Here is a 23,440-nt window from a genome sequence, read left to right on the forward strand (position 1 = left end):
CGACGGTGCTCGGCTCCGCCGTGTCGCCGCAGGCCAAGCGCCACGTCCGGCGCAGTCGGTCGAGCAAGCGGCGCCAGAGCCCGAGCCGGGCCCAGCGGGCGAACAGCGTATACAGCGTGCCGAAGGAAATGCCCGAGAGCTGGCCGATGGCGCGCCATTGCATGCCGCAGAAGCACACGCACCACACGGCCATGATCGCCTTGCGCAGGGCGGCCCCGGTCAGCGCCGGCTTCGGTCCGGACCGGGTCGGCCGCGTGCCCTTCGCCGCCATGGCCGTCAACTCGACCAGCACCTCGTCGACGAAGGAGTCAACGTCCGAAAACGCGTCCCGGGATGCCGGAGTGGTGCTTGCGGGACGAACGGCGGTGGCGGTGCCCATAGAATGCTGGCCCGGGCGCTGTTGACGATGGCCATAGCTCTGCCAGCCCGTCCGCCCGCCGCAACACCCCTGTTCTCCTTAAAGTAGCATCCCGACCGCCGCGAGCCGGGACGCCCCTGCCACGAACAAGCTCTGACAGATCAATGCCTTGGATTGATCGGCAGAGCGTGCCGCGGGACACCCTACGGCAGCAGGCGCTTCACCGCCAGTTCGACGCCGCGCACCTCGGCCAGGCCCTTGAGGCGGCCGATGGCCGGGTAGCCGGGGGTCGACACGCGGCGCAGGTCGTCCAGGATCTGGTGGCCGTGATCGGGGCGGAAGGGAATGACGTCGCCGCCGCCGCGCCGGCGCTCCTCCTCCACCAGGGCGCGCACGATGGCCACCACGTCGATGTCGCCGTCCAGGTGGGCCGCTTCGTGGAAGCTGAGGCCGTCGTCGCCGTCGCGCCGCGTGGAGCGGACGTGGACGAAATGGATGCGGTCGCCGTGGGTGCGCACCATGTCGACCAGGTCGTTGTCGGCGCGCACGCCGTAGGACCCGGTGCACAGGGTGAAGCCGTTGGCCACGCTGTCCCGCATGGCGGTGATCGCCGCCATGTCGTCGATGCACGAGACGATGCGGGGCAGGCCGAACAGGGGACGCGGCGGGTCGTCGGGGTGGATGGCCAGCCGCACCCTCACCTCCTCGGCCACCGGGACGACGATGTCCAGGAACGCCTTGAGGCGGCCGCGCAGGGTGTCGGCGTCGATCCCGTCGTACGCCGCCAGCCGTCGGCGGAAGGCGTCGAGGGTGTAGCTCTCTTCCGCCCCCGGCAGGCCGGCGATGATGGTGCGGGTCAGGGTGGCGATGTCGTCGGGCGTCATCGCCGCGTGGGCGGCCCGCGCCGCCTCCACCATCTCCGGCGGGTAGGAGTCCGCGGCGCCGGGGCGTTCCAGGACGAACACGTCGAACGCGACGTAGCGGATCTGGTCGAAACGCAGGCAGCGGGCGCCGTTGGGCAGCTCATAGGCAAGATCGGTGCGCGTCCAGTCGATCACCGGCATGAAGTTGTAGCAGACCAGCCGGATGTCCGCCGCCGCCAGGTTGCGCACCGTCTGCGCCCAGGCCCGGGCGTGGGTTTCCCAGCCGGGGACGCCGGCCTTGATGTCCTCGTGGACGGGAATGCTCTCGACCACGTCCCAGGTCAGGCCGGCCGCCTCGATCTCGGCCTTGCGGGCGGCGATCGCCTCGGGCGGCCAGACCGCGCCGTTGGGCTGGTCGTGCAGCGCGGTGACCACGCCGGTGGCACCGGCCTGCCGGATGTCGGCCAGGGAAACGGGGTCGTTCGGTCCGAACCAGCGCCACGTCTGCTTCATGATGTCAACGCCTTGTCGTCAGGAATGCGCACGGGGAATCCGGCGGGAAAGGGGCCGGGGCCGTCAGCCGGCCCGGGCGATGGAGGGATCGGCGTCGAACAGGTACCCGTCGAAATCCGGGTCCTCGACGTCCGACAGGGTCAGCAGGGTCCGGCGCACGTTGGCCAGGTGGTTCCACATGGCCTGGCGCGCCAGGGCGGGGTTCCGGCACTGGAGCGCGCTGAGGATCGCCTGGTGGTCGTCGAGCCACTGGCGCCGGTAGCCGGCGTCGAAGATGCGGTCGTGCAGGCGGGCCCACATGGGGCTGTTCTCGCGCTTGCGCCAGAGATCGTCGAGCACGTCCACCAGGGCGCCGTTCTGGGTCGCCTCGGCGATGAGGCGGTGGAACAGGGCGTCGCCGGAGTAGTCGTCGCGCCCCTCCTCGATGCCGCGGCGCTCCATGTCCAGCGCCTCGCGCATGCGCACGATGTCCGCCTTGGTCACGGTGGTCGCGGCGCAGGCGGCGATGCTGCTCTCCAGCACCTGGCGGGCCTGGAGAAGCTCGAACGGTCCGATGTCGCCGCGGGCACTGGTCCCCCCCTCCTCGGGAAGGCGGGCGACGTAGATGCCCGAGCCCTTGCGGACCTCCACCAGCCCCTCGATCTCCAGCATCAGCACGGCTTCGCGCACCAGCGAGCGGCTGACGTCCAGTTCGGCCGAGATCTGCCGTTCCGTGCGCATGCGGTCGCCGATCCGGTAGCCCTTCGCGACGATCTCGCGCTTCAGCGCCTCGGCCACGTCCTGATAGCGGCGCTTGCCCGTCGTGTCCGTCATCGCCCGTCCTCCGCTTCCGACTCCGCTGCGGCCCGCCGCTGCGCGTAATACGCGGACAGCACGTGGAACGCCTCTTTTTTCGTCGCTTTGTCGGCGGCGATCAGGCCCTTGCGGTTGAATCCGCGCTGGAAGACGTTCTGCCGCCGCTCGACCCGGAAGTCGTACAGGATCCACGGCGACATGCCTTTGACGTAGGACAGATTGCGCAGGATGGCGATCTGCTTCTCGTAGACCTCGCGCATGTAGGATTCGCTGAACAGACCCCGCGCCGGGCCCTGCGGTGCCCGGACGCCGTCGGCCCCGGTCTCGGAGATCACCACGGGTTTTCCCGGCGCCGAATTGCGGCCGATGTCGACGAGATCCTCGAAGTTCTCCTCGTACCAGCCGTAATACTCGTTGATGCCGATGACGTCGATGTGCTCGGCCAGCCGGTCCTCGATGCGCTTGCGCGCGTGGTTCACCAGGCAGGCGGCGGAGGTCAGGCGCGTGGGGTCGGCCGACTTGGCCGTGCGCGCAAGGCCGCTCATGAAGGCGAGGCGGGCGTCGGTGTCCGGGTTCTCGTTGCCCACCGACCAGATGATCACGCTGGCCCGGTTGCGGTCCCGCCGGATCAGCTCCAGCAGTTGGTTCTCCGCATCGGCGTAGGTGCGCGGGTCGTCGAAGGCGATCGCCCAGTACACGGGGATCTCCTCCCACAGCAGGAACCCCAGCTCGTCGGCCAGACGGGCGGCCCGCTCGTGATGGGGGTAGTGGGCCAGGCGCAGGAAATTGCAGTTCAGCTCGCGGGCGTGGGCGAAGCGGCGGCGCAGGTCCTCCTCGCCGGTGACCTTGCCCGTGGCCTCGTCGTCCTCGTGCACCGAGATGCCGCGCAGGAACAGCGGGCGGCCGTTCAGCCGGATCTCGTCGCCGACCCGCTCGATCCGGCGGAACCCCACCCGGTCGGACACCCGGTCGCCGCCGGCGCTCAGCACCACGTCGTACAGGGTCGGGCTTTCCGGCGACCACAGGTCGGGCCGCGCGTCCACCTCCACCGCACCGCGCCCGTCGGCGTCCAGGGGAACCGCCACGTCGATGCCCAGCGCCGGGATCTCCAGGCGCGCCGCGGCGGCGGGGCCGTCCACCTCGACGGCGGCGCGGATGCGGTCGTAGCCGTCATCGGCGGCGAGGTGCACGAACAGGTCCCGGATCACCGTCCGCGGCATCGCGAACAGCTCCACCTCGCGGTAGACGCCGCCGTAGTTGAACCAGTCCGTGTTGCGCATGGGCACCCGGTCCGCGGTGCGCGTGTTGTTGACCATCAGCATCAGCCAGTTGCGGCCGGCCTTCAGGTGCCCGGTCAGTTCGGCGAAGAAGGGGGTGGAGCCGCCGACGTGGTTGCCCAGGAACACGCCGTTGAGGAACACCTTGCAATCGTACTGGGCGGCACCCACCCGCAGGAACCACCGCCGGTCCGCGTCCTCCGCATCCGCCGCGTCCATGTCCAGCGGGCGCGTGTACCAGGCGCTGCCTTCGAAGAAATACCACTTTTCCTTGAGCATCTGCCAGCACGACGGGACCGGCACGGTCTCGCCGTCGTAGGGATCGTAATCCCACGGCTCGGTCCGCTCCTCCGGCGCCATGGGCTGCATGGCGTACCATTTCTGGCGCAGGCCGGTGTCCAGCAGATCGACGCAGAAGGTCCAGTCGCCGTTCAGCGACCGGCCGTCCCGCCCGCCCGTGAACACCATGGTGCGGTGATTCAGGTTCCGCGGATCGAAGGGAACGCCGTAGGCTTCGTCGTGCAGAGCCTGAAGGGCGTTTTCCGCCAGGTCGGACCGCTCAAGCACGGGCGTTCACTCCAATGGGGATGGTCGGGCGGGAGGACGGGCCGGCCGGGCTTACTTCGCCAGGGCGCGGATGCGCGTGATCAGGTCGGCGGTGCGCGGCGACTTGGCGGCGGCCTCGTCGTACATGGGCTTCACGGCGTCGATGAAGGGCGCCTTGTCCACCTCGATGAACCGCACACCCATCTCCGCCTTGGCCTTCTCGATGCCCTTGGCGACCTGGTCGTTCCAGGACTCGCGGTGCTTGTCCATGGACTCGCGGGCCGCCTGCTTCAGGGCCTTCTGCTGGTCCTCCGGCAGCTTGTCCCAGACCCTGGTGGAGATCATCACCACCGACGGGATCATGGTGTGCTCGTTGTTGGAATAGACCTTGGCGACCTCGCCGTGGCGGGCCGAGGTGAGGGCCAGCGGGTTGTTCTCCGCACCGTCCACGACGCCGAGCTGCAGGGCGCTGTACAGCTCGCCATAGGCGATCGGCGTCGGGGTGCCGCCCAGCAGCTCCACCATGCGGATGGCGGTGGGGCTGGGCTGCACGCGGATCTTCATGCCCTTCAGGTCGTCGGGCGAGCGGATCTCCTTGTTGGCGTAGAAGGAGCGGGCGCCTTCGACGTAATAGGCCAGGCCGATGAAGCCCTTGTCCCTGGACGCCATGAGGATGTCGTCGCCGACCTCGCCGCTCAGCACGTCGTAATAGTGCTGCTCATTGGCGAAGATGAAGGGCAGGTTGAGGGCGCTGTAGGACTCCTCGAACGCCTCCAGCTCGCTGGCGTTGGAACGGGCCATGTCCAGGGAGCCGTTCTGCATCAGCTCCATGGATTCACGCTGCGTGCCGAGCTGGGCGTTGGCGTAGACGCGGATCTTCAGCGCGCCGTTGGTCAGCTCGTTCACCCGCTTGGCCATGTCCTCCGCGGCGATGTGCACGGGGTGGTCGGTGGGGTTGTTGTGATTGAGCTTCAGCGTGCGCGCGTCCGCCGCACCGCCCGCCAGCAGCAGCGCGGCGCCGGCCAGCGCACCCGCGCAAATCCGCATCTCCATGTCGATTCCTCCTGGTTTTTGCGTATCCGGTCGCAACCGGCCGATCACCGGGGCGGCGCACCATGGTGCGGCCGGACCCCTCTCACTGTCGGGGCCTCATGGTTGGCCAATTCAAATCAGCAGTCAACCAGAATCCGAAAATTGGTTGACCAATTTCGGGAAAGGGAGGACAGTCGGGCGCAGAGGCCGGGTTCCCGCCATGGTGCGGCCGGGCCGACAACGCCAGCGGACGGCCGAACCGTCCCCGTCCGCGCCTCCGGGAGGAGACCTTGCCGAACCATCCCCCTTCCGTGGACCAGCCGCCGCCCCTCGGCGGGGCCATCCGCACGGCGACGCGCGCCGTCGACGCCGTCCTCGGCAGCCTGATCGTCACCATCTTCGTCCTGCTGGTCGCCTGCGTCTTCTGGCAGGTGTTCTCCCGCTACGTGCTCGGCGCGCCGACCACGGTCACCGACGAGATCGCCCGTTTCCTGTTCATGTGGGCGGCCCTGTTCGGTGCCGCCTACACCTTCGGCCAGGCGCGGCATCTGGCGATCGACATCGTCGCGGCCGGGCTGTCGCCGCCGCGCCGCCGCATCCTGCGCGCCGTCATCACCCTGTTCGTGGCCGGCTTTGCCGCCGTGGTCATGGTCTACGGCGGCTATGAGCTCACCATGCGCACGCTGGCCAGCGGGCAGGTGACGCCGGTGCTGCGCCTGCCCATGGGCTACGTTTACGGCGCCATTCCCGCGGCGGGCGTGCTGATCCTGTTCTACGCCGCCGCCTTCCTCGCCGATCCCCGCCTGGCCGCGCACATGCACGGCGACGACGGGGCGGAGAAGGACAACGAACTCCCGGCCGCCCCCGCCGGCACCACCGCCGCCGCGCCCGCCGCCACGGCGGCCGGCAGGACAACCGAAGACACCGCCGCCGGGACTCGCGCGGCCGGTCACGCCACCAAACAGGGGAGCACCCGGTGATGGAACTGCAAAGCACGCTGGCGCTCTTCGGGGTCTTCGGCGCCCTCATGATGCTGGGGGTGCCGATTGCCTTCGCCATCGGCATCGCCACGGTGGTGACCTTCCTGGTGCTGATGTCCTTCGACCAGGCGGTGTACATCACCGCCCAGCAGATGGCGTCGGGCCTCGACAGCTTCACGCTGCTGGCCATCCCCTTCTTCATCCTGGCCGGCAACATCATGAACCGGGGCGGCATCGCCCTTCGGCTGATCGCCTTCGCCAAGGTCCTGGGGGGGCGGCTGCCGGGCTCGCTCGCCCACTGCAACGTACTGGCCAACATGCTGTTCGGGGCGATCTCCGGGTCGGCGGTGGCCGCCGCCGCCGCGGTGGGCGGCGTCATGGCGCCGTTGCAGAAGCGGGAGCGGTACGACCCCGCGTTCTCCGCCGCGGTCAACATCGCGTCCTGCCCCACCGGGCTGCTGATCCCGCCCAGCACCACCTTCATCGTCTACTCCCTCATCAGCGGCGGGACCTCGATTGCCGCCCTGTTTCTGGCGGGATACATCCCCGGCATCCTCATGGGGCTCAGCCTGATGGTGGTGGCGGGCATCATCGCCAAGCGGCGCGGCTACCCCGTGGAGCCGCGGCCGAGCGGGGCGGAGGTGCTGCGCCGCACCCTCGACGCCATGCTGCCGCTGGGCCTGATCGTCGTCGTCATGGGCGGCATCGTCGGCGGCGTCTTCACCGCCACCGAGGCGTCGGCCGCCGCGGTGCTCTATTCCCTGTTCCTGGCCCTGTTCTGGTACCGCGAGATCGGCATCCGCGACCTGCCGGGGATCATCCTGGAATCGGCGGTCACCACCTCCATCGTGCTGCTGCTGATCGGCTGCTCCATCGCCATGTCCAAGGTGATGGCCTTCACCGACATCCCCTACACCATTTCCGAGGCGCTGCTCGCCCTGTCGGAGAATCCGGTGGTGCTGCTGCTGACCATCAACATCATCCTGCTGGTCGTCGGCATCTTCATGGACATGACGCCGGCCCTGCTGATCTTCACGCCGATCTTCCTGCCGGTGGCGCAGGACCTGGGCATGGACCCCGTCCATTTCGGCGTCATGATCACCATGAACCTGTGCATCGGCATCTGCACGCCGCCGGTCGGCTCGGCCCTGTTCGTCGGCTGCTCGGTGGGCAAGGTCTCCATCGGCAGCGTGCTGAAGCCGCTCCTGCCCTTCTACGCGGTGCTGATCGTCCTTCTCATGGTCATCACCTACACGCCGTCCCTGAGCCTGGCGCTGCCCCGGCTCCTGCTGAACTACTGAGGACACCATGAAGACCCTGCGGAGCTGGCAGCCGGAGCGCACGACCGACACCGGCGTCGACCTTCTGGTGGAGGGCCGCCATCGCCTGTCGATCCGGGTGCTCGACGACACCCTGGTGCGGGTGCTTCTGCGCCGCGACGGGGCGCTGCGCCTGGACCGGACGTGGAGCATCGCCCCCGCCGCCGCCCCCGGCGGTGCCGCGGCCGGCGACGTCCCCCTCGAGGGGCGGTCGCGGACCGACCTGTCGGGCTTTCCTTGCCCGCCCTTCGCAACGGAGGTGTCGGACGGCCGGCTGGTCCTCACCACCGCCGCGCTGCGCCTGACGGTGACGACGCCGCTGGCCCTGTCGTGGGAGGCGAGGCGGGAGGACGGCAGCTTCGTGCCGTTCGCCGCCGACCGGCCCACCGGCGCCTACATGGTGGGCGCGCGCAGCCACGCCCACGCCCATTTCCTGCTGCGCCGCCCCGACGACCGCGTCTACGGCCTGGGCGAGAAGGCCGGCCCGCTGGAACGCACGGGCCGCCGCTACGAGATGCGCAACCTCGACGCCATGGGCTATGACGCCCGCTCCACCGATCCCCTCTACAAGCACATCCCCTTCACCGTCACCCGCACCGGATCGGCCGGCGCCTACGGGCTGTTCTACGACAACCTGGCCGGCTGCCGGTTCGACCTGGGGAACGAGCTGGACAACTACCACAAGCCCTTCCGCGCCTACCGGGCGGAAGACGGCGACCTGGACCTCTACGTGCGCTGGGCGCCGACGGTGCTGGAGGTGGTCAAGTCCCATGTGCGCCTGACCGGCGGCACCGCCTTCCCGCCGCTGTGGAGCCTCGGCTACTCCGGCTCCACCATGCATTACACCGACGCTCCCGATGCCCAGAAGCGGCTGGAGGGCTTCGTCGATCTGGTGGCGCAGCACGGCATCCCCTGCGACAGCTTCCAGCTGTCGTCGGGCTACACCTCCATCGGCACCAAGCGCTACGTGTTCCACTGGAACCGCGACAAGGTGCCGGACCCCCGGGGGATGGCCCGCCGGTTCGCCGACGCGGGCATCCACCTCGCCGCCAACATCAAGCCGTGCCTGCTGCGCGACCATCCCGAATACGACCGCGTGGCCGGGGAGGGGCTGTTCGTGCGCGACCGCGACACCGGGCAGCCGGAGCGGTCCGCCTTCTGGGACGACGAGGGCTCGCACCTCGACTTCACCAACCCCGCGACCGTGGCCTGGTGGCGGCGCAACGTCACCGAGACGCTGCTGGAACTCGGCATCGGCTCCACCTGGAACGACAACAACGAGTTCGAGGTGTGGGACTCCACCGCCCGCTGCGAGGGCTTCGGCGACCCCATCGACATCGGCCTGATCCGGCCGTTGATGCCGGTGCTGATGACCCGCGCCTCCTACGCCGCGCAGACCGCCTTCGCCCCGGACCGGCGCCCCTATCTGATCTCGCGCTCCGGCGCCCCCGGCCTGCAGCGTTACGCCCAGACCTGGTCGGGCGACAACCGCACGGGCTGGGACACCCTGCGCTACAACATCCGCATGGGCCTGGGCATGTCGCTGTCCGGCCTGTTCAACGTCGGCCACGACGTCGGCGGCTTCTCCGGCCCGCGGCCGGATGCGGAGCTGTTCGTCCGCTGGGTGCAGAACGGGGTGTTCCATCCCCGCTTCACCATCCATTCCTGGAACGACGACGGCACGGTGAACGAGCCGTGGATGTACCCGGAGGTGACGCCGCTGGTGCGCGACGCCATCCGCCTGCGCTACCGCCTGATGCCCTACCTCTACACCACCCTCTACCGCTGCGTGGTCGAGGACGAGCCGATGCTGCGCCCCACCTTCCTCGACCACGGCGACGACGCCGCGTGCCTGGAGGACACCGACGACTTCATGATCGGCACCGACCTGCTGGTCGCCACGGTGGTGGAGCCGGGTGCGGCGGAGCGGCGGGTGCGGCTGCCGCGCAACGCCACGGGCTGGTGGGACTTCCACGCCGGCACCTGGCATCCCGGCGGGACCGAGCTGGTGCTGCCGGTGGACCTGGCCACCATCCCGCTGTTCGTGCGGGCCGGCGCCGTCCTCCCCCTGGCCGAGGGGCTGACCCGCGCCGATTCCGCCCGCGACGTGCAGCGGACGTGGGCCCTGTTCCCCGCCCCCGGACAGGCCGTGACGGAGTCCCTGGAATACGCCGACGACGGCGTGTCCGCCGCGGCCCTGGCCGGCGACCACCGGCTGACCCGCTTCACGCTGGACGGCGACGGGGCCGCCCTGCGGCTGGTCTGGACGGCGTCGGGCCCGTACCGGCCCGCCCACGACGGCGCCACCGTGTGGCTGCCCGCCGGGGAAGGGCGCCCGTTGTCGGTCAACGGCCGCCCGACCGCCCCCGGCACCCGCGTGCCCTTCGCGTGAGGCACCGCCCCGCCGTCATCCCGTTTCCGGACCGCAAGGACGCCCCCATGATGCCCTATCTCGGACCCGACTTCCTCCTGGAGAGCGAGACGGCCCGCCGGCTCTACCATGAGGTCGCCGCGCCGCTGCCCATCGTCGACTACCACAACCACCTGCCGCCGGAGCAGATCGCCGCGGACACCCGGTGGGACACCATCGGCCGCCTGTGGCTGGAGGCCGACCACTACAAATGGCGGGCCATGCGCTGGGCCGGCATCGACGAACGGCGCGTCACCGGCGACGCCACCTTCCGCGAGAAGTTCGACGCTTTCGCGGCGACCCTGCCGCGGGCCCTCGGCAACCCGCTGCATCACTGGAGCCACCTGGAGCTTTACCGCTACTTCGGCCTGGACGGCACGATCCTGTCACCGCGCACCGCCGACCGGGTGTGGGAGGCGGCGAACGCGCAGCTCGCCGGGCCGGAGTTCGGCGCGCGCGGGCTGTTGCGGCGGATGAACGTGGTCCTCGTGGGGACCACCGACGATCCCTGCGACGATCTGCGCCATCATCTGGCCCTGCGCGGCGAGGCCGACCCCGGCGTCCGGGTGGTGCCCAGCTTCCGCCCCGACCGCGCCTTCAAGATCGAGCGCGACGATTTCCCCGCCTATATGGAGCGGCTGGAGGAAGCGTCCGGCCTGACCATCGCCGGCTTCGAGGATCTGGTGGCGGCCCTGGAGCGCCGGCTTGACCACTTCGTAGCGGCGGGGTGCGTGGCCACCGACCACGGCATCGAGGTGCTGCGCCACGGCGCCGAGCGGACCGAGCGGGAGCTGAGCGCCATCCTGCGCAAGGGCCGCGCCGGCACCGCCCCGGAGGAATCGGAGATCGCCGACTTCCAGGGGGCCGTGCTGGTCGCCCTGGGCCGCGCCTACGCCCGCCGCAACCTGGTGATGCAGCTTCACATCGGGCCGATCCGCAACACCAGGACCGCGCTGTTCCAACGGGTGGGGCCGGACTGCGGCGGCGATTCCATCGGCGACCGCGCCATCGCGGCGCCGCTCAACGCGCTGCTCGACCGGCTCGACCGGACGGGGGAGCTGCCGCGCACCATCCTCTATTCCCTGGACCCGTCGCGCAACGAGATCATCGTCACCACCGCCGGCAATTTCCAGGACGGTTCCCTGCCGGGCAAGATCCAGGCGGGATCGGGCTGGTGGTACAACGACCAGCTCGACGGCATGCGGCGCCAGATGACCCAGTTGGCCCAGATGGGGCTGATCTCGACCTTCGTCGGCATGCTGACGGACAGCCGCTCGTTCCTGTCGTTTCCGCGGCACGAGTATTTCCGCCGGCTGTTCTGCGCCATGGTCGGCGACTGGATGGACCGCGGCATGATCCCCCCCGATCACGACCTCGCCGCCGACCTCGTGGCCGACGTCTGCTACCGCAACGCCGCCGCGTGGTTCCTGCCGGACGGCGGGCGTCCGCGAGGGTGACGGGCCGGATCGCATCCGTGTCGGCCGGCCACCCGGAGCGCCGGCTGGCACGAAGCGGTCGGGATGTGGGGTGGCGCCCGATCCACAAGCTGACCGCCGGCTTGACATCGGACGCCGGGTCACTCACCACCGGATCGGAACTCTCGCGGAAGCCCTCATGTCCGAGCCGTCCCAGCCGCACGACAAGCTGTTCAAGGCGCTGACCGACGACCCGCGGGTGGCCGGCGCGCTGATCCGCGAACGCCTGCCGGGCGGCATTGCGGCGCTGCTGTCGGACGATCCGCCGGAGCCGGTGGAGGGCAGCTTCATCGACGAAGACCTGCGCGGCAGCCGGAGCGACCGGCTGTTCAGGGTGCGCACGCGCGGCGGCGGCGAGGCGTTCCTGTACGCGCTGGTCGAGCACAAATCCGTGCCCGATCCGGGATTGCCGCTGCAGTTGCTGGGCTACATGCTGCGCATCTGGCAGCGTCACGCCGGGCGCGATCCGGCGCGGCTGCGGGCCCTGCCGGCGATCATCCCGCTGGTGGTGTACCACGGAGCCCGGGCATGGACGGTACCGACGGCGTTCCGCGAGCTGATCGCCGCTGACGAGTCCGTCCGCCGCCATCATCTGGATTTCGCCTACGCCCTGACCGACCTCGGCCGTATCGACGATGCGCGCCTGTCGGACCTGGCGACCTTGCGGGCGGGGCTGTTGGCGCTCAAGTATGCCCTGCGGGAGACCGACCCGTGGCCGGTGCTGGTGTCGATCCTGGAGGCGCTGCCGGAAAACGACCCCCTGGTCCGGCCGCTTCTGGTGTACATTTTGTCGGTGTACGAGGGCGTTGACCGCCCGATGCTGATCCGGGCCATCCATCAGGCCAAGCCGGAGGGGGAGGGAAGCATGGTGTCATTGGCCGCACGGGAATGGATCGCCGAGGGCGAGGCCAAGGGCATGGCCAAGGGCAAGGCCGAGGGGTTGCACGAGGGGCAGGCGCGGACGCTGCTGCGTCTGTTGAACCGGCGCTTTGGTCCGGTGTCCGATACGGTGCGCGCAAGGGTGAATGCTGCCGACCTTGATGCACTCGACCGGTGGTTCGATCGGGCGCTGGACGCCCCGACCCTGGAGGCGGTGTTCGACGAGGCGGGGTCACACTGAACCGGCAGCGGACGGAAATCGTAAGACGTTGATTCCAATTATGAAAGAATAAATAAACGTATAGTCTTGGTGAGACGCCGTGTTGTTAAGGCCGTACCCTTGGCTGTTTTCATTTTTTTCACGAACATGTGACGCAGGCCCTTTCGGCGTCGCCACTATCCCTCTCGACCAGGCTCTCGACTGCGTCGCCAACGCCCCGCTCTTCCGGATCCACACCTGATCGCTCAGCCGGAAGATCAGACGTGGTGCATCGTCGATCTTGCAGCGTCGAATCACGCCACGCGCCCGGACGACCGCGGCCATGGCGGCAACCCCCGGCGCCGGCCACGCCGCCGCCATAGGCGGGCCGATCAGCGCAACGCACGCCTTTTCCACAGCCTGTTTACCGAGCAAACTATTCGCTTGCAAAAGGCTGCACCTCGGGGTTAGGTTCGTCTTCACCGCTCCGGTGGTCTGACCACAAGACTACAAGGCCACCTGAGCACCGGTAGACCCGAGTGCCGCCATGCCACCCGAATTCCCGTCCCGCGACGTCCCGACCGCCTCCGGCCTTACTCCCATCGCCCGGCAGCAGGTGCCGGAAATGGTCGCGCGCCAGATCCAGCAGCTCATCGCCCGGCAGAGTCTGGCGACCGGCGACCGCCTGGCGACGGAGCGCGATCTGGCGGAGGCGCTCCAGGTCAGCCGCGCCGCCGTGCGCGAGGGCCTGAAGCTGCTGGCCGGTTACGGGGTGGTGGAGGTGCGACCCAACGTCGGCATCTTCGTCAGGGAACCGCAACGCCTGGTCCTGCTCGATCCCTCGTCGCTCGGCTCGGAGGAGCGGCGGCGCATGCTGGTTCAGGCCACCGCCGTGCGCAGCCTGATCGACTGCGAGGCGGCGGAACTGGCCGCCCGCATCATCACCGACGACGAGCTGGAGGGCATCCGCCGCTACCTGACCGAGGCGGACTCCGAACCCATGCGCACCCGCCTGGCCTTCGCCATCGACCTCAACTTCGAGGCGATGATCGGGGCGGCCGCCGGCAATCCCTATCTCGCGGCCGTGCAGCGGGACGCCCACCGGTACTTCCGCTCCGCCTGGGAAAGCTGCGGCTTCATCCCCCGCCCGGCCGATGACCGCAGCGCCCAGCACTGGGGCATCTTCGAAGCCATCGCCGCGCGCGACGCCCGGCGGGCGCGGACCCTGATGTTCGAGCACATGCAGCCGCAATCCCTGTCCGGCGGCCCGATTCCGCCGACCGGCTGACGCGATCCCGCACCGGTCCGACCGCTCTCCGGAGGGTGGTCGGGAAGACCAGCGGCCGCCCCCCGGGCGGTCGGACACCCCCCTGTTGCCAACGAGAGGGACCACCATGCATCGCTTCCGCAGGCCGGCCGCTTCCTGGCTGGCCATCGCCGTCGCGCTCGGCACCATGACCTACGCCCAGACCGCCGACGCCCGCCGCATCACCGCCGCCACCACGCTGAGTTCCAAGGACGTCAGCACCCGGGCCCTGGAGCACTGGGCGGGCCTGCTGAAGGAACGCACCGACGGCGGTCTCACCATGAACGTCATTCCCGGCGGCACGCTGGGCGGTGACCGGGAGCACCTGCAGCAGCTGTCCAGCGGCGAGATCGACATCAATCTCTCCTCGCCCGTCGCCCTGCAGCACGTGGCGCCCCAGTACCAGTGCCTGGAGGCCGAGTACGTCTACGAGGACGAGGATCACGGCTTCCGCGTCTGGCAGGGCGACGTCGGCCGGGAGGTGTCGCAGCGCATCCGGGAGCAGTACGGCATCGAGATCGTCGGCATCGGCCGCCGCGGTGCGCGCCACCTCACGGCCAACCGCCCGGTGAACGCCCCGGCGGACCTGAAGGGTCTGAAGATGCGCGTTACCAACAACCTGCGGGCCGCGGTCTTCGGCGCCTACGGCGCGCTGCCGGCGCCGCTGCCGCTGTCGGAACTCTACGGCGGCCTGCGCCAGCGGGTGTTCGACGCCCAGGAGAACCCGCTGGCCACCATCTACGCCAACCGCTTCCACGAGGTGCAGAGCCACATCGTGCTGACCGGGCACGTGTGGACCTACAACATCGTCCTGGCCGGCAGCCGGTTCCTGGAGTCGCTGAACGCCGAGGAGCGCAAGGCCTTCGACGAAACTCTGGCGCAGACCATCACCTGGCTCAACGACGAGGCCACCCGGGAGGATGAGCGCATCCGCTCCGAGATCGAGAAGGCGGGCGGAGTCACCTTCATCGAGCCCGATCGCGCCGCTTTCCGCGCCGCGGCACGCCCGGTGCTGGCGAAATACGCCGAGGAGAACTGCCGGCCGGGCCTGCTGGCCGACGTCGACAAGGCGGCTGCTCGCTGAGGGGTGCCATGATCCGTCGAGCCCTCGACGGGGTCTGGATCGGGGTCGCCGTCCTGCTGGTGCTCGTCACCGTGGCGGCGACTCTCGCCCAGGTCCTTTTCCGCTACGTCTTCGAGCTGCCGCTCGCCTGGACGGAGGAAATCTCGCGCATGGCCCTGGTGTGCGCCGTCTACGCCGCGGTGACGCCGGCCTACCTGCGCGGTGAGCACATCGTCGTCGATTTCTTCCTGCGCAAGCTGCCGGGAGCGTTGGCGGCGGCGGGGGTCGGCGCCATGAAGCTGCTGTCGCTGTTCGTCTTCGCCTACCTCGCCTGGGGCGCCTATCTGCAGATCGGCCGGAGCTGGACCATGTCCCTGATCGCCGTGCCGGAACTGACCATGGGCATGATCTACGCCCTGCAGTTCGCGGCGCTCGCCTCCCTCTGCGCGGCGGTGCTCGTCACCTGGCGCGACGAGGGTGTCTATCTCTCCGCCACCGGACAGGCACCGGACCAATGATCCCCGTCCTTCTCGCCGTCGGGCTCGTCATCCTCATCATGGCGGGCCTGATGGTCGCCGCGGCGGCCGGTCTGGCCGCCATCGTCGGCGCCACCATCCTGTTCGGTGACCTGTTCGACCCGCGCATCCCGACGATGCTGAGCCGTCTGGCCATCGACCGCATCGACAACTTCCTTCTGCTGGCCATCCCCTTCTTCATCCTGGCCGGCCGGCTGATGAACACCGGCGGCATCACCGAGCGCCTGTTCTCCTTCGTGGCGCTGCTGGTGCAGCCGGTGCGCGGCGGCCTCGGGCACGCCAACGTGCTCGCGTCCTTCATCTTCGCCGGCATGTCCGGTTCCGCCACCGCCGACGTGGTGGGGCTGGGCGCGGTGGAGATGCGGGCGATGAAGCAGAACGGCTATCCCGTGCCGTTCAGCGCCGGCGTCACCGCGGCATCGTCCCTGCTGGGACCGATCCTGCCGCCGTCCATCGTGCTGGTGGCTTACGCCGTGCAGGCGGAACAGTCGGTGGCCACCCTGTTCCTGGCGACCATCGGGCCGGGCATCCTGATCGCCCTGTGCTACATGGCATGGGTCGCCTACGTGGCGGCGCGCAGCGGCCTTCCCCGGGGTTCCGTCCCGCGGGCGGGCGAGGTCGCCCGGGCCGGCGTGCGGGCCCTGCTGCCGCTGCTGACGCCGGGCATCATCCTGGCCGGCATCTACACCGGCGTCGCCACCCCCACCGAGGCGGCCGCCATCGCCGTGCTCTACGCCTTCGTGCTGACCAAGTTCATCTACCGCGAACTGACCTGGAGACAGTTCCTCGAACAGATCCGCGGCACCGCGCTCGACACCGCCACCTTGATGTTCATCATCGCCCTGACCTCGGCGTTCGGCGTGGTGATGCTGCGCCTGGATCTGCCGCAGGCCCTGGCGGCGCTGGTGATCGGCATTTCCGAGAACCCGACGGTGGTGATGTTCCTCTTCCTGGTGATCTGGACGGTGGTCGGCTGCTTCATGGCGCAGACGCCGGCCATCATCATCCTGACGCCCATGCTGCTGCCCATCGCCGAACGGGTCGGCATCGACCCCGTGCACTTCGGTGTCGTCATGGCCCTGGCCCTGACCATCGGGCTGCTGACGCCGCCCGTGGGCATGGTGCTCTACGCCCTGAACAAGATCGCCTTCGTGCCGCTGGCGGTGCTGTTCCGGGTGGCCCTGCCGTACGTGGCCATCGCCTTCGGCGCCACCTGCCTGCTGATCCTCTTCCCGGAACTCGTGCTGGCCCTGCCGCACGCGTTCGGTCTTCGGTAACCAAGGAAACCGCGACCCATGATCATCGAACGAGCCCGCCCCCGCCGCGTCGGACAATTCCTGTTCGCCGAGATCACCGCCACCGGCGGCGTGACCGGCTACGGCGAAAGCGGGGCCTGGGGCCATCTGGAAGCGTCCGAAGCGGCGCTGGCCAAGTTCTGCGAGTACCTGGTCGGCAAGGACCCGCGCCGCATCGAGTATCACTGGAACATGATGCACCGCTTCGCCCACTTCAACGGCGCCGCCGTGGGGGGCGCCATCTCGGCCGTCGACATCGCGTTGTGGGATCTCAAGGCCAAGGCGCTGGGTGTTCCCCTCTACGAGCTTCTCGGCGGCAAGGTGCGCGACCGCATGCGGGTCTACGCCCACGTCTATTCCGCCACGCGCGAGGAGGTGACCGCCCACGCCGTCGCCAAGCACCGCGAGGGCTTCACCGCCATCGGCCATTTCAACCCGTTCCTCGACGAGCCGGAGGACCGGCCCCTGTTCATGACCCACGCCGGCCTGGTCGACGAGGGCGTGAAGACCGTGCGGGCGGTGCGTGAGGCGGTGGGCAGCGAGGTCGACCTGCTGCTGGAACTGCACCGCCGGCTCACCCCCGCCGAGGCCATCGCCTTCGCCGACAAGGCGGTGGAGTACGACCCCTACTGGATCGAGGACCCGATCCGGCCGGAGAACATCGACGGCATGGCCGAGGTGGCGCGCAAGGTGCGCATCCCCGTCGCCACCGGCGAACGCTACTTCAACATCTACCAGTTCAAGATGGCGATCGAGCGGCGGGCCCTGTCCTTCGCCCGGGTGTCGCTCGGCGTGTGCGGCGGCATCACCGCCGCCCTGAAGATCGCCGCCATCGCCGAGGCCAACGACGTCCAGGTGGCGCCGCACAACCCGATCTCCCCCATCGGGCTGGCGGCGTGCGCGGCCGTCGGCTTCGCCCGGGCCAACGTCGCCATCGTCGAGTATCCCACCGGCCACGAGAACTACGTCATGGAGTCCACACCGACGCTGCTGGGCGCCAACATCGTCGACGGTTCGTTCTCCGTCGAGCAGGGCTTCATGGCACCCTCCGACCGCCCCGGCCTGGGCCTGAACGTGGTGGAGGACGCCGAGCGCATCCGCCCCGCGATCTCCCGCAAGGTGTCGATGCGCCGCCACCGCGACGGCAGCGTCGTCGACCAGTGACGGCGGGCCGCACCGCCCTCACCCTGGCGCTCGCCGTCCTCGGCGGCGGGCTGTTCCAGGCGGCGGGGCTGCCGGCGGCGCTGCTGACGGGGGCCATGGTGGCGGTGGCGGGCGCGGCTCTGGCCGGCCTGCCGCTGCACCTGCCCAACCCGTTGAGCACCGCGGCCTTCATCATGCTGGGGCTGACCATGGGCACCGGCGTGACGCCGGACACGCTGCACCGGATGGCCACCTGGCCGCTGAGCATGGTGCTGCTGGCCGCGTCGATGGTGGGATGCCTCGTGCTGTGCTCGCTCTGGCTGGAGCGGGTGCACGGCTGGGACCGCGCCACCGCCCGCTTCGCGGCCATTCCGGGGGCGCTGGGACCGGTTCTGGTGCTGGCGGCCGAAAGCCGGGCCGATCTGATGCGGGTGGCCCTGGCGCAGAGCCTGCGCCTCTTCACCCTGGTCGCCGTCATGCCCCGGGTTCTCGAAGCGCTGGCCGCCGCCCCCGCCGGCGGTGTCCCGGCCGTCGCCGACGCCGGCAGCGAACCGCTGGAGCTGGTGCTGGTCGGTGCGGCCTGCACCGCGACGGCGGCGGTATTCCACCGGCTGCGGGCTCCCGGCGGCGTGATGATGGGGGCGATGCTGGCCAGCGCGGTGCTCTACGGCTCCGGCATCGCCAGCCACCGCCTGCCGGACTGGCTGCTGACCGTCAGCTTCGTGGTGACCGGCGCCGTCATCGGCGTGCGCTTTCGCGGCGTGACGCCGCGCGCCTTGCTGGGGGCGTTGCGCCCGTCGCTGGAGAGCGTCGGGCTGGCGCTGGCGCTGACGGCGGCGTTCGCGGCAGCCGGCAGCGCGCTGCTGGGCCTGCCCTTCGGGCAGCTCTGGCTGGCCTACGCGCCGGGCGGGGTGGAGGCGATGACCATCGTCGCCTTCGCCCTGGGACTGGACGTTGCCTTCGTCGCCACCCACCATGTGGTCCGGTTCGCCGGGCTGGGCCTGCTGACGCCGTGGTGGCAGCCCGCCGCCGCGCCACCATCACCGCCACCGCCACCGCCACCGCAGGGGGCCGGGGAGCCGCCCTGAGGGGGAGCCCCGGTCACCCGGCGCCACGGCACCGTTTCGGCATGGCAGCGTTCCGAATCCGGAACTTCCGTCCGGGCCGCGGTGCGGCGACAGTGACGGGACGGCCGACCCCAGCGGAGACCCGCCCCCGTGCACCTGCCCGCCGCCTTCCGCGAAGACCGCACGCCCGTGCTCCATGACGCCATCCGCGCCATCGGGCTGGCCAATCTGGTGACCGTGGGCCCCGACGGGCCGGTGGCGACGCCCGTGCCCCTGCTGCTGGACGAGCGCGACGGCCCCCGGGGCACGCTGATCGGCCATCTGGCGCGGGCCAACCCGCAGTGGCGCACCGCCGCGGCGGGCGTGCCGGCGCTGGCCGTGTTCATGGGGCCGGAGGCGTACGTCAGCCCCTCCTGGTACGCCACCAAGCGGGAGACCGGGAAGGTCGTGCCCACCTGGAATTACGTGGCGGTGCACGCGTACGGCCCGCTGGAGGTGTTCGAGGACCGCGACAGCCTGCTGGCGGTGGTCACCGCCCTGACCGACCGGTACGAGGCCGGCCGCGCCGAGCCCTGGGCGGTCGCCGACGCGCCGGCCGATTTCGTCGATGCGCTGCTGGCGGGCATCGTCGGCGTGCGCCTGCGCATCGACCGGCTGGAGGGCAAGTGGAAGCTCAGCCAGAACCGCCCGGCGGCGGACGTCGACGGGGTGATCGACGGCCTGTCCGGGGGTGGCGAGGGCGAGCGCCGGGTGGCCGCGGCCATGCGGGCGCGGCGTCCGGACTGACCGCGGCGGAGGGGTCCCATGGCATACCGGCTCCCGCCCCTGTCCACCCTGCGCGTGTTCGAGGCGGCGGCCCGCCACCTCAGCTTCAAGGAGGCGTCGGAGGAGCTGGGGCTGACCCCCAGCGCCGTCAGCCGCAGCGTGCAGGTGCTGGAGGACTGGATCGGCACGCCCCTGTTCACCCGCGGCAACCGCACCGTCACCCTGACCGAGGCGGGGGCGGCCTACGTGGGGCAGGTGCGCGCCGCGCTGGACGTGCTGGCGCGGGCGACCGAGACGGTGCCGGGCCGCATCCCGCGCCGCATCGTGTCGATCAGCGCCGCCCCCACCTTCGGGCTGCGCTGGCTGGTGCCGCGGCTGGGCCGCTTCAAGGACGCCCACCCCGGCATCGACCTGAGCGTTGACACCGCGCATCGCCCCGTGGAGTTTCCCCGCGACGGCGTCGACATGGCCATCCGCATGGGCACCGGCCCCTGGCCGGGCCTGGAGGTGATGCACCTGGTGACGGAGGAGCTGGTGCCCGTCTGCGCCCCCGACCTGGCGCCGCGCATCCGCCGGCCGCAGGACCTGATGGGCCAGACGCTGCTGCACGTCACCAGGGCCACCACCGACTGGGCCCACTGGGCCGAGCGGCGCGGCGTCACCGGGCTGGACCTCGGGCGCGGCCTGCGCTTCGACACCATCCAGTACGCCCTGAACGCCGCGGCCGGCGGGCTGGGCGTGGCGATGGGGCGCCGGCCGGTGGTCGACGCGGACCTGGAATCGGGTGTGCTGGTGCCGGTGCTCGGGCCCCCGGTGCGCGCCGCCACCGCCTATTGGTTGGTGTGCGCGCCGGCGTCGCTGGCCCGGCCGGAGGTGCGCGCCTTCCGCGACTGGCTGAGCCGCGAACTGGCCGGGGAGCCGGACGCCGCGGAGTAATGCCGCCGGCGGTGACCGCCGCTCACCCGCGGGTGACGGGAATTCGTTTGCCGGCGCGGACGCACCCGCGCCACGCTCTCCCCATCCGACGACAGCCCGCCGCGAGGACAGCATGAGCGCAGACCGCACCCACCGGTACGAGACCACGGTGACCTGGACGGGCAACCGCGGTGCCGGCACCGAATCCTACCGGGCCTACGGCCGCGACCACGACATCACCGCCCCCGGCCGGCCGGTGCTGGCGGGTTCCGCCGACCCGGCCTTCCGCGGCGACCCCGGCCGCTACAACCCCGAGGATCTGCTGGTCGCCTCCCTGTCGGCCTGCCACATGCTGTGGTACCTGCACCTGTGCGCCACCGCCGGCGTGCGCGTCGTCGCCTATGCCGACACCGCCGCCGGGATCATGGCCGAGGACGCCGACGGCGGCGGCCGCTTCACCGGCGTGGTGCTGCGCCCGGCGGTCACCATCGCCCGCGGCGTCGACCGGGCGCTCGCCGAACGCCTGCATCACGAGGCCCACCGCAAGTGCTTCATCGCCAATTCCGTCTCCTTCCCGGTGACCTGCGAACCGCGAATCGACGAGGAGGCGTGATCCGGCCGGACCATGATCACCCCCGTCATGGTCCGGCCGGCATGAGCCGGTCGCCCCGCTCCCGCTCCCGCGCGCGCCACGCCGCGACGAAGGCCACGAAGGCGGCCAGTGCCGGCGGTTGCCGGTGGCGGCTGGGATAGTAGAGGAAGGGGCCGGAGAAGGGCGGGCACCAGTCGTCCAGCACGCTGACCAGGCGCCCGTCGGCCAGCGCCTCGCGGACATACCCCTCGAACGTCATGACGAAACCCGCCCCGTCCAGCGCGGCCCGGAGCTGCAGGTGGACGTGGCTGGTGGCGAAGACGTAGGGCAGGGGGAGACGGAACGTATGCCCGTCCTTCTCGAACTCCCAGTCCTTGCGGCTGCGCCCGGGGAACAGGATGCCGATGCAGGGACGGTCCATCAGGTCGCGCGGCTCGCGCGGGGTGCCGAACCGCTCCAGCACCGCCGGGGTGGCGACGATCCGGTAGCGCTCCGGCGGGCCCAGCGGGACCGCGATCATGTCGCGGGCCAGGTTTTCCTCATACCGCACGCCGGCGTCATAGCCGTCGGCGACGATGTCCACCAGCTCGGCCTCGACGACGATCTCCAGGGTCACGCGGGGATGGCGCGCCAGGAAGGGCGCCACCATGGGAGCGAGCACCAGTTCCGCCGCCGGGGCCGGCGCGTTGATGCGCAGCCGCCCCGAGGCTTCCCCGTCCAGGCTGCGCACGGCGTCCAGCGCCTCCTCCACCGCACGCAGGGCCGGCGTGATGCTCTCCATCAGGGTTTCCCCCGCCTGGGTCGGTGCCACGCTGCGGGTGGTGCGGTTGAGCAGGCGCACGCCCAGCCGCTCCTCCAGGTCGCGCAGCCGCTGGCTCAGGCTCGACACCGGCACCCCCAGCTCCCGCGCGGCGCGGCGGAAGCTGCGGTGGCGGGCCACGGCGGCGAAGGCGGCGAGGTCGCGCAGGTCGGGCGCTGTCATTGTCCGCTCCGGAAGACAGGGCTTTCGATATTGTCCATCTTATCGCACAGCGGCGCGTCCGCCTATGGTGCCGGCGGACAGGGGCGCACCCGTCGGTGCGCCGGAATCACGCAAGGACCATGGACATGGAACAGCGCACCCTCGGCACCCGCGGCCCGGCGGTTTCGGCGCTCGGGCTCGGCTGCATGGGCATGTCGGACCTCTATGGCCCGGCCGACCGGAGCGAGAGCATCGCCACCATCCACGCCGCCCTCGACGCCGGCATCACACTGCTGGACACCGGTGACTTCTATGGGATGGGCGACAACGAAATGCTGATCCGCGAGGCGCTGCGCGGCCGCGACCGCGACCGCGCCGTCATCAGCGTCAAGTTCGGCGCCCTGCGCGGACCCGACGGCGCCTGGCTGGGCTACGACGCCCGCCCCGCGGCGGTGAAGACCTTCGTGGCCTATTCCCTCAAGCGGCTGGGCGTCGACCACATCGACATCTACCGCCCCAGCCGCCTCGACCCGGCGGTGCCCATCGAGGACACGGTGGGCGCCATCGCCGACCTGGTGACGGCCGGGCTGGTCCGCCACATCGGCCTGTCGGAGGTCGGTCCCGACACCATCCGCCGCGCCCACGCCGTGCACCCCGTCGCCGATCTGCAGATCGAATACTCGCTGATCTCCCGGGGCATCGAGGCGGCCATCCTGCCGACGTGCCGCGACCTGGGCATCGGCATCACCGCCTACGGCGTGCTGTCCCGCGGCCTGATCAGCGGCCACTGGACGAAGGACCGCGCCGCCGACGGGGCGCAACGGGACTTCCGCGCCATGGGTCCGCGCTTCCGTGGCGCCAACCTGGAGCACAACCTGGCCCTCGTGGAGCGCCTGCGCGCCGTGGCGGAGCGGATCGGCGCCACGGTGGCGCAGGTGGCCATCGCCTGGGTGCTGGGGCAGGGGACCGACATCGTCCCCCTGGTGGGCGCGCGCCGGCGCGACCGGCTGGCCGAGGCGCTGGGCGCCCTCGACCTCACCCTGTCCGCCGCCGACCGCGCCGCCCTGGCCGAGGCGCTGCCGCCCGGTGCGGCCGCGGGGGAGCGCTACCCGGCCGCCCTGCTCGCCCACCTGGACAGCGAGAAGGGGTGA

At 70.7% G+C, this 23,440-nt stretch carries 20 protein-coding genes and 1 pseudogene; 15 read left to right on the forward strand and 6 right to left on the reverse strand.

All coding sequences use genetic code 11. From position 1 onward, the window contains the following. The 5 genes and pseudogenes from G472_RS35070 to G472_RS0122750 form a co-directional block, all read right to left on the reverse strand. Window positions 1–379: pseudogene (locus tag G472_RS35070) on the reverse strand (hypothetical protein); the annotation flags it as partial. 182 nt (window positions 380–561) lie between these two features. Beyond that, window positions 562–1,734 carry a mannonate dehydratase gene (gene uxuA, locus G472_RS0122735; protein ID WP_029010210.1) on the reverse strand — a complete coding sequence of 391 codons (1,173 nt, stop codon included), beginning with the start codon at window positions 1,732–1,734 and terminating at the stop codon, window positions 562–564. Window positions 1,735–1,797: 63 nt separating this feature from the next. Beyond that, the gene (locus G472_RS0122740; protein WP_029010211.1) at window positions 1,798–2,547 is read right to left on the reverse strand and encodes an FCD domain-containing protein; all 750 of its coding nucleotides are present in this window, start codon (window positions 2,545–2,547) and stop codon (window positions 1,798–1,800) included. After that, complete coding sequence (locus G472_RS0122745; RefSeq protein WP_029010212.1) at window positions 2,544–4,373, reverse strand: glycoside hydrolase family 2 protein; 1,830 nt, start codon at window positions 4,371–4,373, stop codon at window positions 2,544–2,546. Before G472_RS0122745 ends, G472_RS0122740 begins: the two co-directional genes overlap by 4 nt. Before the next feature lie 51 nt (window positions 4,374–4,424). Then, on the reverse strand, window positions 4,425–5,405 hold the full coding sequence (locus G472_RS0122750) for a TRAP transporter substrate-binding protein (RefSeq protein ID WP_211100240.1): 981 nt from the start codon (window positions 5,403–5,405) through the stop codon (window positions 4,425–4,427). Between the two features lie 269 nt (window positions 5,406–5,674). On the opposite strand from G472_RS0122750, the gene G472_RS35075 reads away from it, so the two are divergent. From G472_RS35075 to G472_RS0122820, 14 genes are all read left to right on the forward strand, one after another. Then, entirely contained in the window at window positions 5,675–6,364 is a 690-nt protein-coding gene (locus tag G472_RS35075; RefSeq protein WP_211100241.1) for a TRAP transporter small permease, read from the forward strand. Beyond that, complete coding sequence (locus G472_RS0122760; protein WP_029010214.1) at window positions 6,364–7,665, forward strand: TRAP transporter large permease; 1,302 nt, start codon at window positions 6,364–6,366, stop codon at window positions 7,663–7,665. Before G472_RS35075 ends, G472_RS0122760 begins: the two co-directional genes overlap by 1 nt. Before the next feature lie 7 nt (window positions 7,666–7,672). Next, window positions 7,673–10,075 carry a glycoside hydrolase family 31 protein gene (locus G472_RS0122765; RefSeq protein WP_029010215.1) on the forward strand — a complete coding sequence of 801 codons (2,403 nt, stop codon included), beginning with the start codon at window positions 7,673–7,675 and terminating at the stop codon, window positions 10,073–10,075. Window positions 10,076–10,122: 47 nt separating this feature from the next. Further along, window positions 10,123–11,550 (forward strand): glucuronate isomerase, encoded by a 1,428-nt coding sequence (gene uxaC, locus G472_RS0122770; protein ID WP_029010216.1) that lies wholly within the window; start codon window positions 10,123–10,125, stop codon window positions 11,548–11,550. A gap of 157 nt (window positions 11,551–11,707) precedes the next feature. Continuing rightward, window positions 11,708–12,688, forward strand: a complete 981-nt coding sequence (locus tag G472_RS0122775; protein WP_029010217.1) for an Rpn family recombination-promoting nuclease/putative transposase — start codon at window positions 11,708–11,710, stop codon at window positions 12,686–12,688. Window positions 12,689–13,193: 505 nt separating this feature from the next. Then, window positions 13,194–13,934 carry a FadR/GntR family transcriptional regulator gene (locus G472_RS0122780; RefSeq protein ID WP_029010218.1) on the forward strand — a complete coding sequence of 247 codons (741 nt, stop codon included), beginning with the start codon at window positions 13,194–13,196 and terminating at the stop codon, window positions 13,932–13,934. 106 nt (window positions 13,935–14,040) lie between these two features. Next, the gene (locus G472_RS0122785; protein WP_051341163.1) at window positions 14,041–15,036 is read left to right on the forward strand and encodes a TRAP transporter substrate-binding protein; all 996 of its coding nucleotides are present in this window, start codon (window positions 14,041–14,043) and stop codon (window positions 15,034–15,036) included. Window positions 15,037–15,044: 8 nt separating this feature from the next. Then, a complete protein-coding gene (locus G472_RS0122790) occupies window positions 15,045–15,533 on the forward strand; it encodes a TRAP transporter small permease (protein ID WP_029010220.1) in 489 nt (162 codons plus the stop codon). Further along, window positions 15,530–16,828 carry a TRAP transporter large permease gene (locus G472_RS0122795; protein WP_029010221.1) on the forward strand — a complete coding sequence of 433 codons (1,299 nt, stop codon included), beginning with the start codon at window positions 15,530–15,532 and terminating at the stop codon, window positions 16,826–16,828. Before G472_RS0122790 ends, G472_RS0122795 begins: the two co-directional genes overlap by 4 nt. An 18-nt stretch (window positions 16,829–16,846) precedes the next feature. Next, the gene (locus G472_RS0122800) at window positions 16,847–18,010 is read left to right on the forward strand and encodes a mandelate racemase/muconate lactonizing enzyme family protein (protein WP_029010222.1); all 1,164 of its coding nucleotides are present in this window, start codon (window positions 16,847–16,849) and stop codon (window positions 18,008–18,010) included. Further along, window positions 18,007–19,077, forward strand: a complete 1,071-nt coding sequence (locus tag G472_RS35080) for an AbrB family transcriptional regulator (protein WP_051341164.1) — start codon at window positions 18,007–18,009, stop codon at window positions 19,075–19,077. The genes G472_RS0122800 and G472_RS35080 overlap by 4 nt, the downstream gene beginning before the upstream one ends. Window positions 19,078–19,206: 129 nt before the next feature. After that, entirely contained in the window at window positions 19,207–19,842 is a 636-nt protein-coding gene (locus G472_RS0122810) for an FMN-binding negative transcriptional regulator (RefSeq protein ID WP_029010223.1), read from the forward strand. Between the two features lie 18 nt (window positions 19,843–19,860). Then, the gene (gcvA, locus tag G472_RS0122815) at window positions 19,861–20,757 is read left to right on the forward strand and encodes a transcriptional regulator GcvA (protein WP_029010224.1); all 897 of its coding nucleotides are present in this window, start codon (window positions 19,861–19,863) and stop codon (window positions 20,755–20,757) included. Window positions 20,758–20,869: 112 nt separating this feature from the next. Next, window positions 20,870–21,349, forward strand: coding sequence for an OsmC family protein (locus tag G472_RS0122820; RefSeq protein ID WP_029010225.1), 480 nt, complete (start codon window positions 20,870–20,872; stop codon window positions 21,347–21,349). Between the two features lie 25 nt (window positions 21,350–21,374). Here G472_RS0122820 and G472_RS0122825 read toward each other — a convergent pair whose 3' ends face one another. Further along, window positions 21,375–22,310, reverse strand: coding sequence for a LysR family transcriptional regulator (locus tag G472_RS0122825; protein ID WP_029010226.1), 936 nt, complete (start codon window positions 22,308–22,310; stop codon window positions 21,375–21,377). Window positions 22,311–22,435: 125 nt separating this feature from the next. Here G472_RS0122825 and G472_RS0122830 point away from each other — a divergent pair, with 125 nt between their 5' ends. Continuing rightward, on the forward strand, window positions 22,436–23,440 hold the full coding sequence (locus G472_RS0122830) for an aldo/keto reductase (RefSeq protein WP_029010227.1): 1,005 nt from the start codon (window positions 22,436–22,438) through the stop codon (window positions 23,438–23,440).

The organism is Azospirillum halopraeferens DSM 3675 (genome assembly GCF_000429625.1).
GTDB lineage: Bacteria > Pseudomonadota > Alphaproteobacteria > Azospirillales > Azospirillaceae > Azospirillum > Azospirillum halopraeferens.

Coding starts and splice junctions, on each gene's coding strand:
- G472_RS0122830 (WP_029010227.1), top strand. CDS start 22,436: ATGGAACAGCGCACCCTCGGCACCCGCGGCCCGGCGGTTTCGGCGCTC.
- G472_RS0122795 (WP_029010221.1), top strand. CDS start 15,530: ATGATCCCCGTCCTTCTCGCCGTCGGGCTCGTCATCCTCATCATGGCG.
- uxuA (WP_029010210.1), bottom strand. CDS start 1,734: ATGAAGCAGACGTGGCGCTGGTTCGGACCGAACGACCCCGTTTCCCTG.
- G472_RS0122750 (WP_211100240.1), bottom strand. CDS start 5,405: ATGGAGATGCGGATTTGCGCGGGTGCGCTGGCCGGCGCCGCGCTGCTG.
- G472_RS0122760 (WP_029010214.1), top strand. CDS start 6,364: ATGGAACTGCAAAGCACGCTGGCGCTCTTCGGGGTCTTCGGCGCCCTC.
- G472_RS0122780 (WP_029010218.1), top strand. CDS start 13,194: ATGCCACCCGAATTCCCGTCCCGCGACGTCCCGACCGCCTCCGGCCTT.
- uxaC (WP_029010216.1), top strand. CDS start 10,123: ATGATGCCCTATCTCGGACCCGACTTCCTCCTGGAGAGCGAGACGGCC.
- gcvA (WP_029010224.1), top strand. CDS start 19,861: ATGGCATACCGGCTCCCGCCCCTGTCCACCCTGCGCGTGTTCGAGGCG.
- G472_RS0122800 (WP_029010222.1), top strand. CDS start 16,847: ATGATCATCGAACGAGCCCGCCCCCGCCGCGTCGGACAATTCCTGTTC.
- G472_RS0122820 (WP_029010225.1), top strand. CDS start 20,870: ATGAGCGCAGACCGCACCCACCGGTACGAGACCACGGTGACCTGGACG.
- G472_RS0122825 (WP_029010226.1), bottom strand. CDS start 22,310: ATGACAGCGCCCGACCTGCGCGACCTCGCCGCCTTCGCCGCCGTGGCC.
- G472_RS0122790 (WP_029010220.1), top strand. CDS start 15,045: ATGATCCGTCGAGCCCTCGACGGGGTCTGGATCGGGGTCGCCGTCCTG.
- G472_RS0122775 (WP_029010217.1), top strand. CDS start 11,708: ATGTCCGAGCCGTCCCAGCCGCACGACAAGCTGTTCAAGGCGCTGACC.
- G472_RS0122785 (WP_051341163.1), top strand. CDS start 14,041: ATGCATCGCTTCCGCAGGCCGGCCGCTTCCTGGCTGGCCATCGCCGTC.
- G472_RS0122765 (WP_029010215.1), top strand. CDS start 7,673: ATGAAGACCCTGCGGAGCTGGCAGCCGGAGCGCACGACCGACACCGGC.
- G472_RS0122740 (WP_029010211.1), bottom strand. CDS start 2,547: ATGACGGACACGACGGGCAAGCGCCGCTATCAGGACGTGGCCGAGGCG.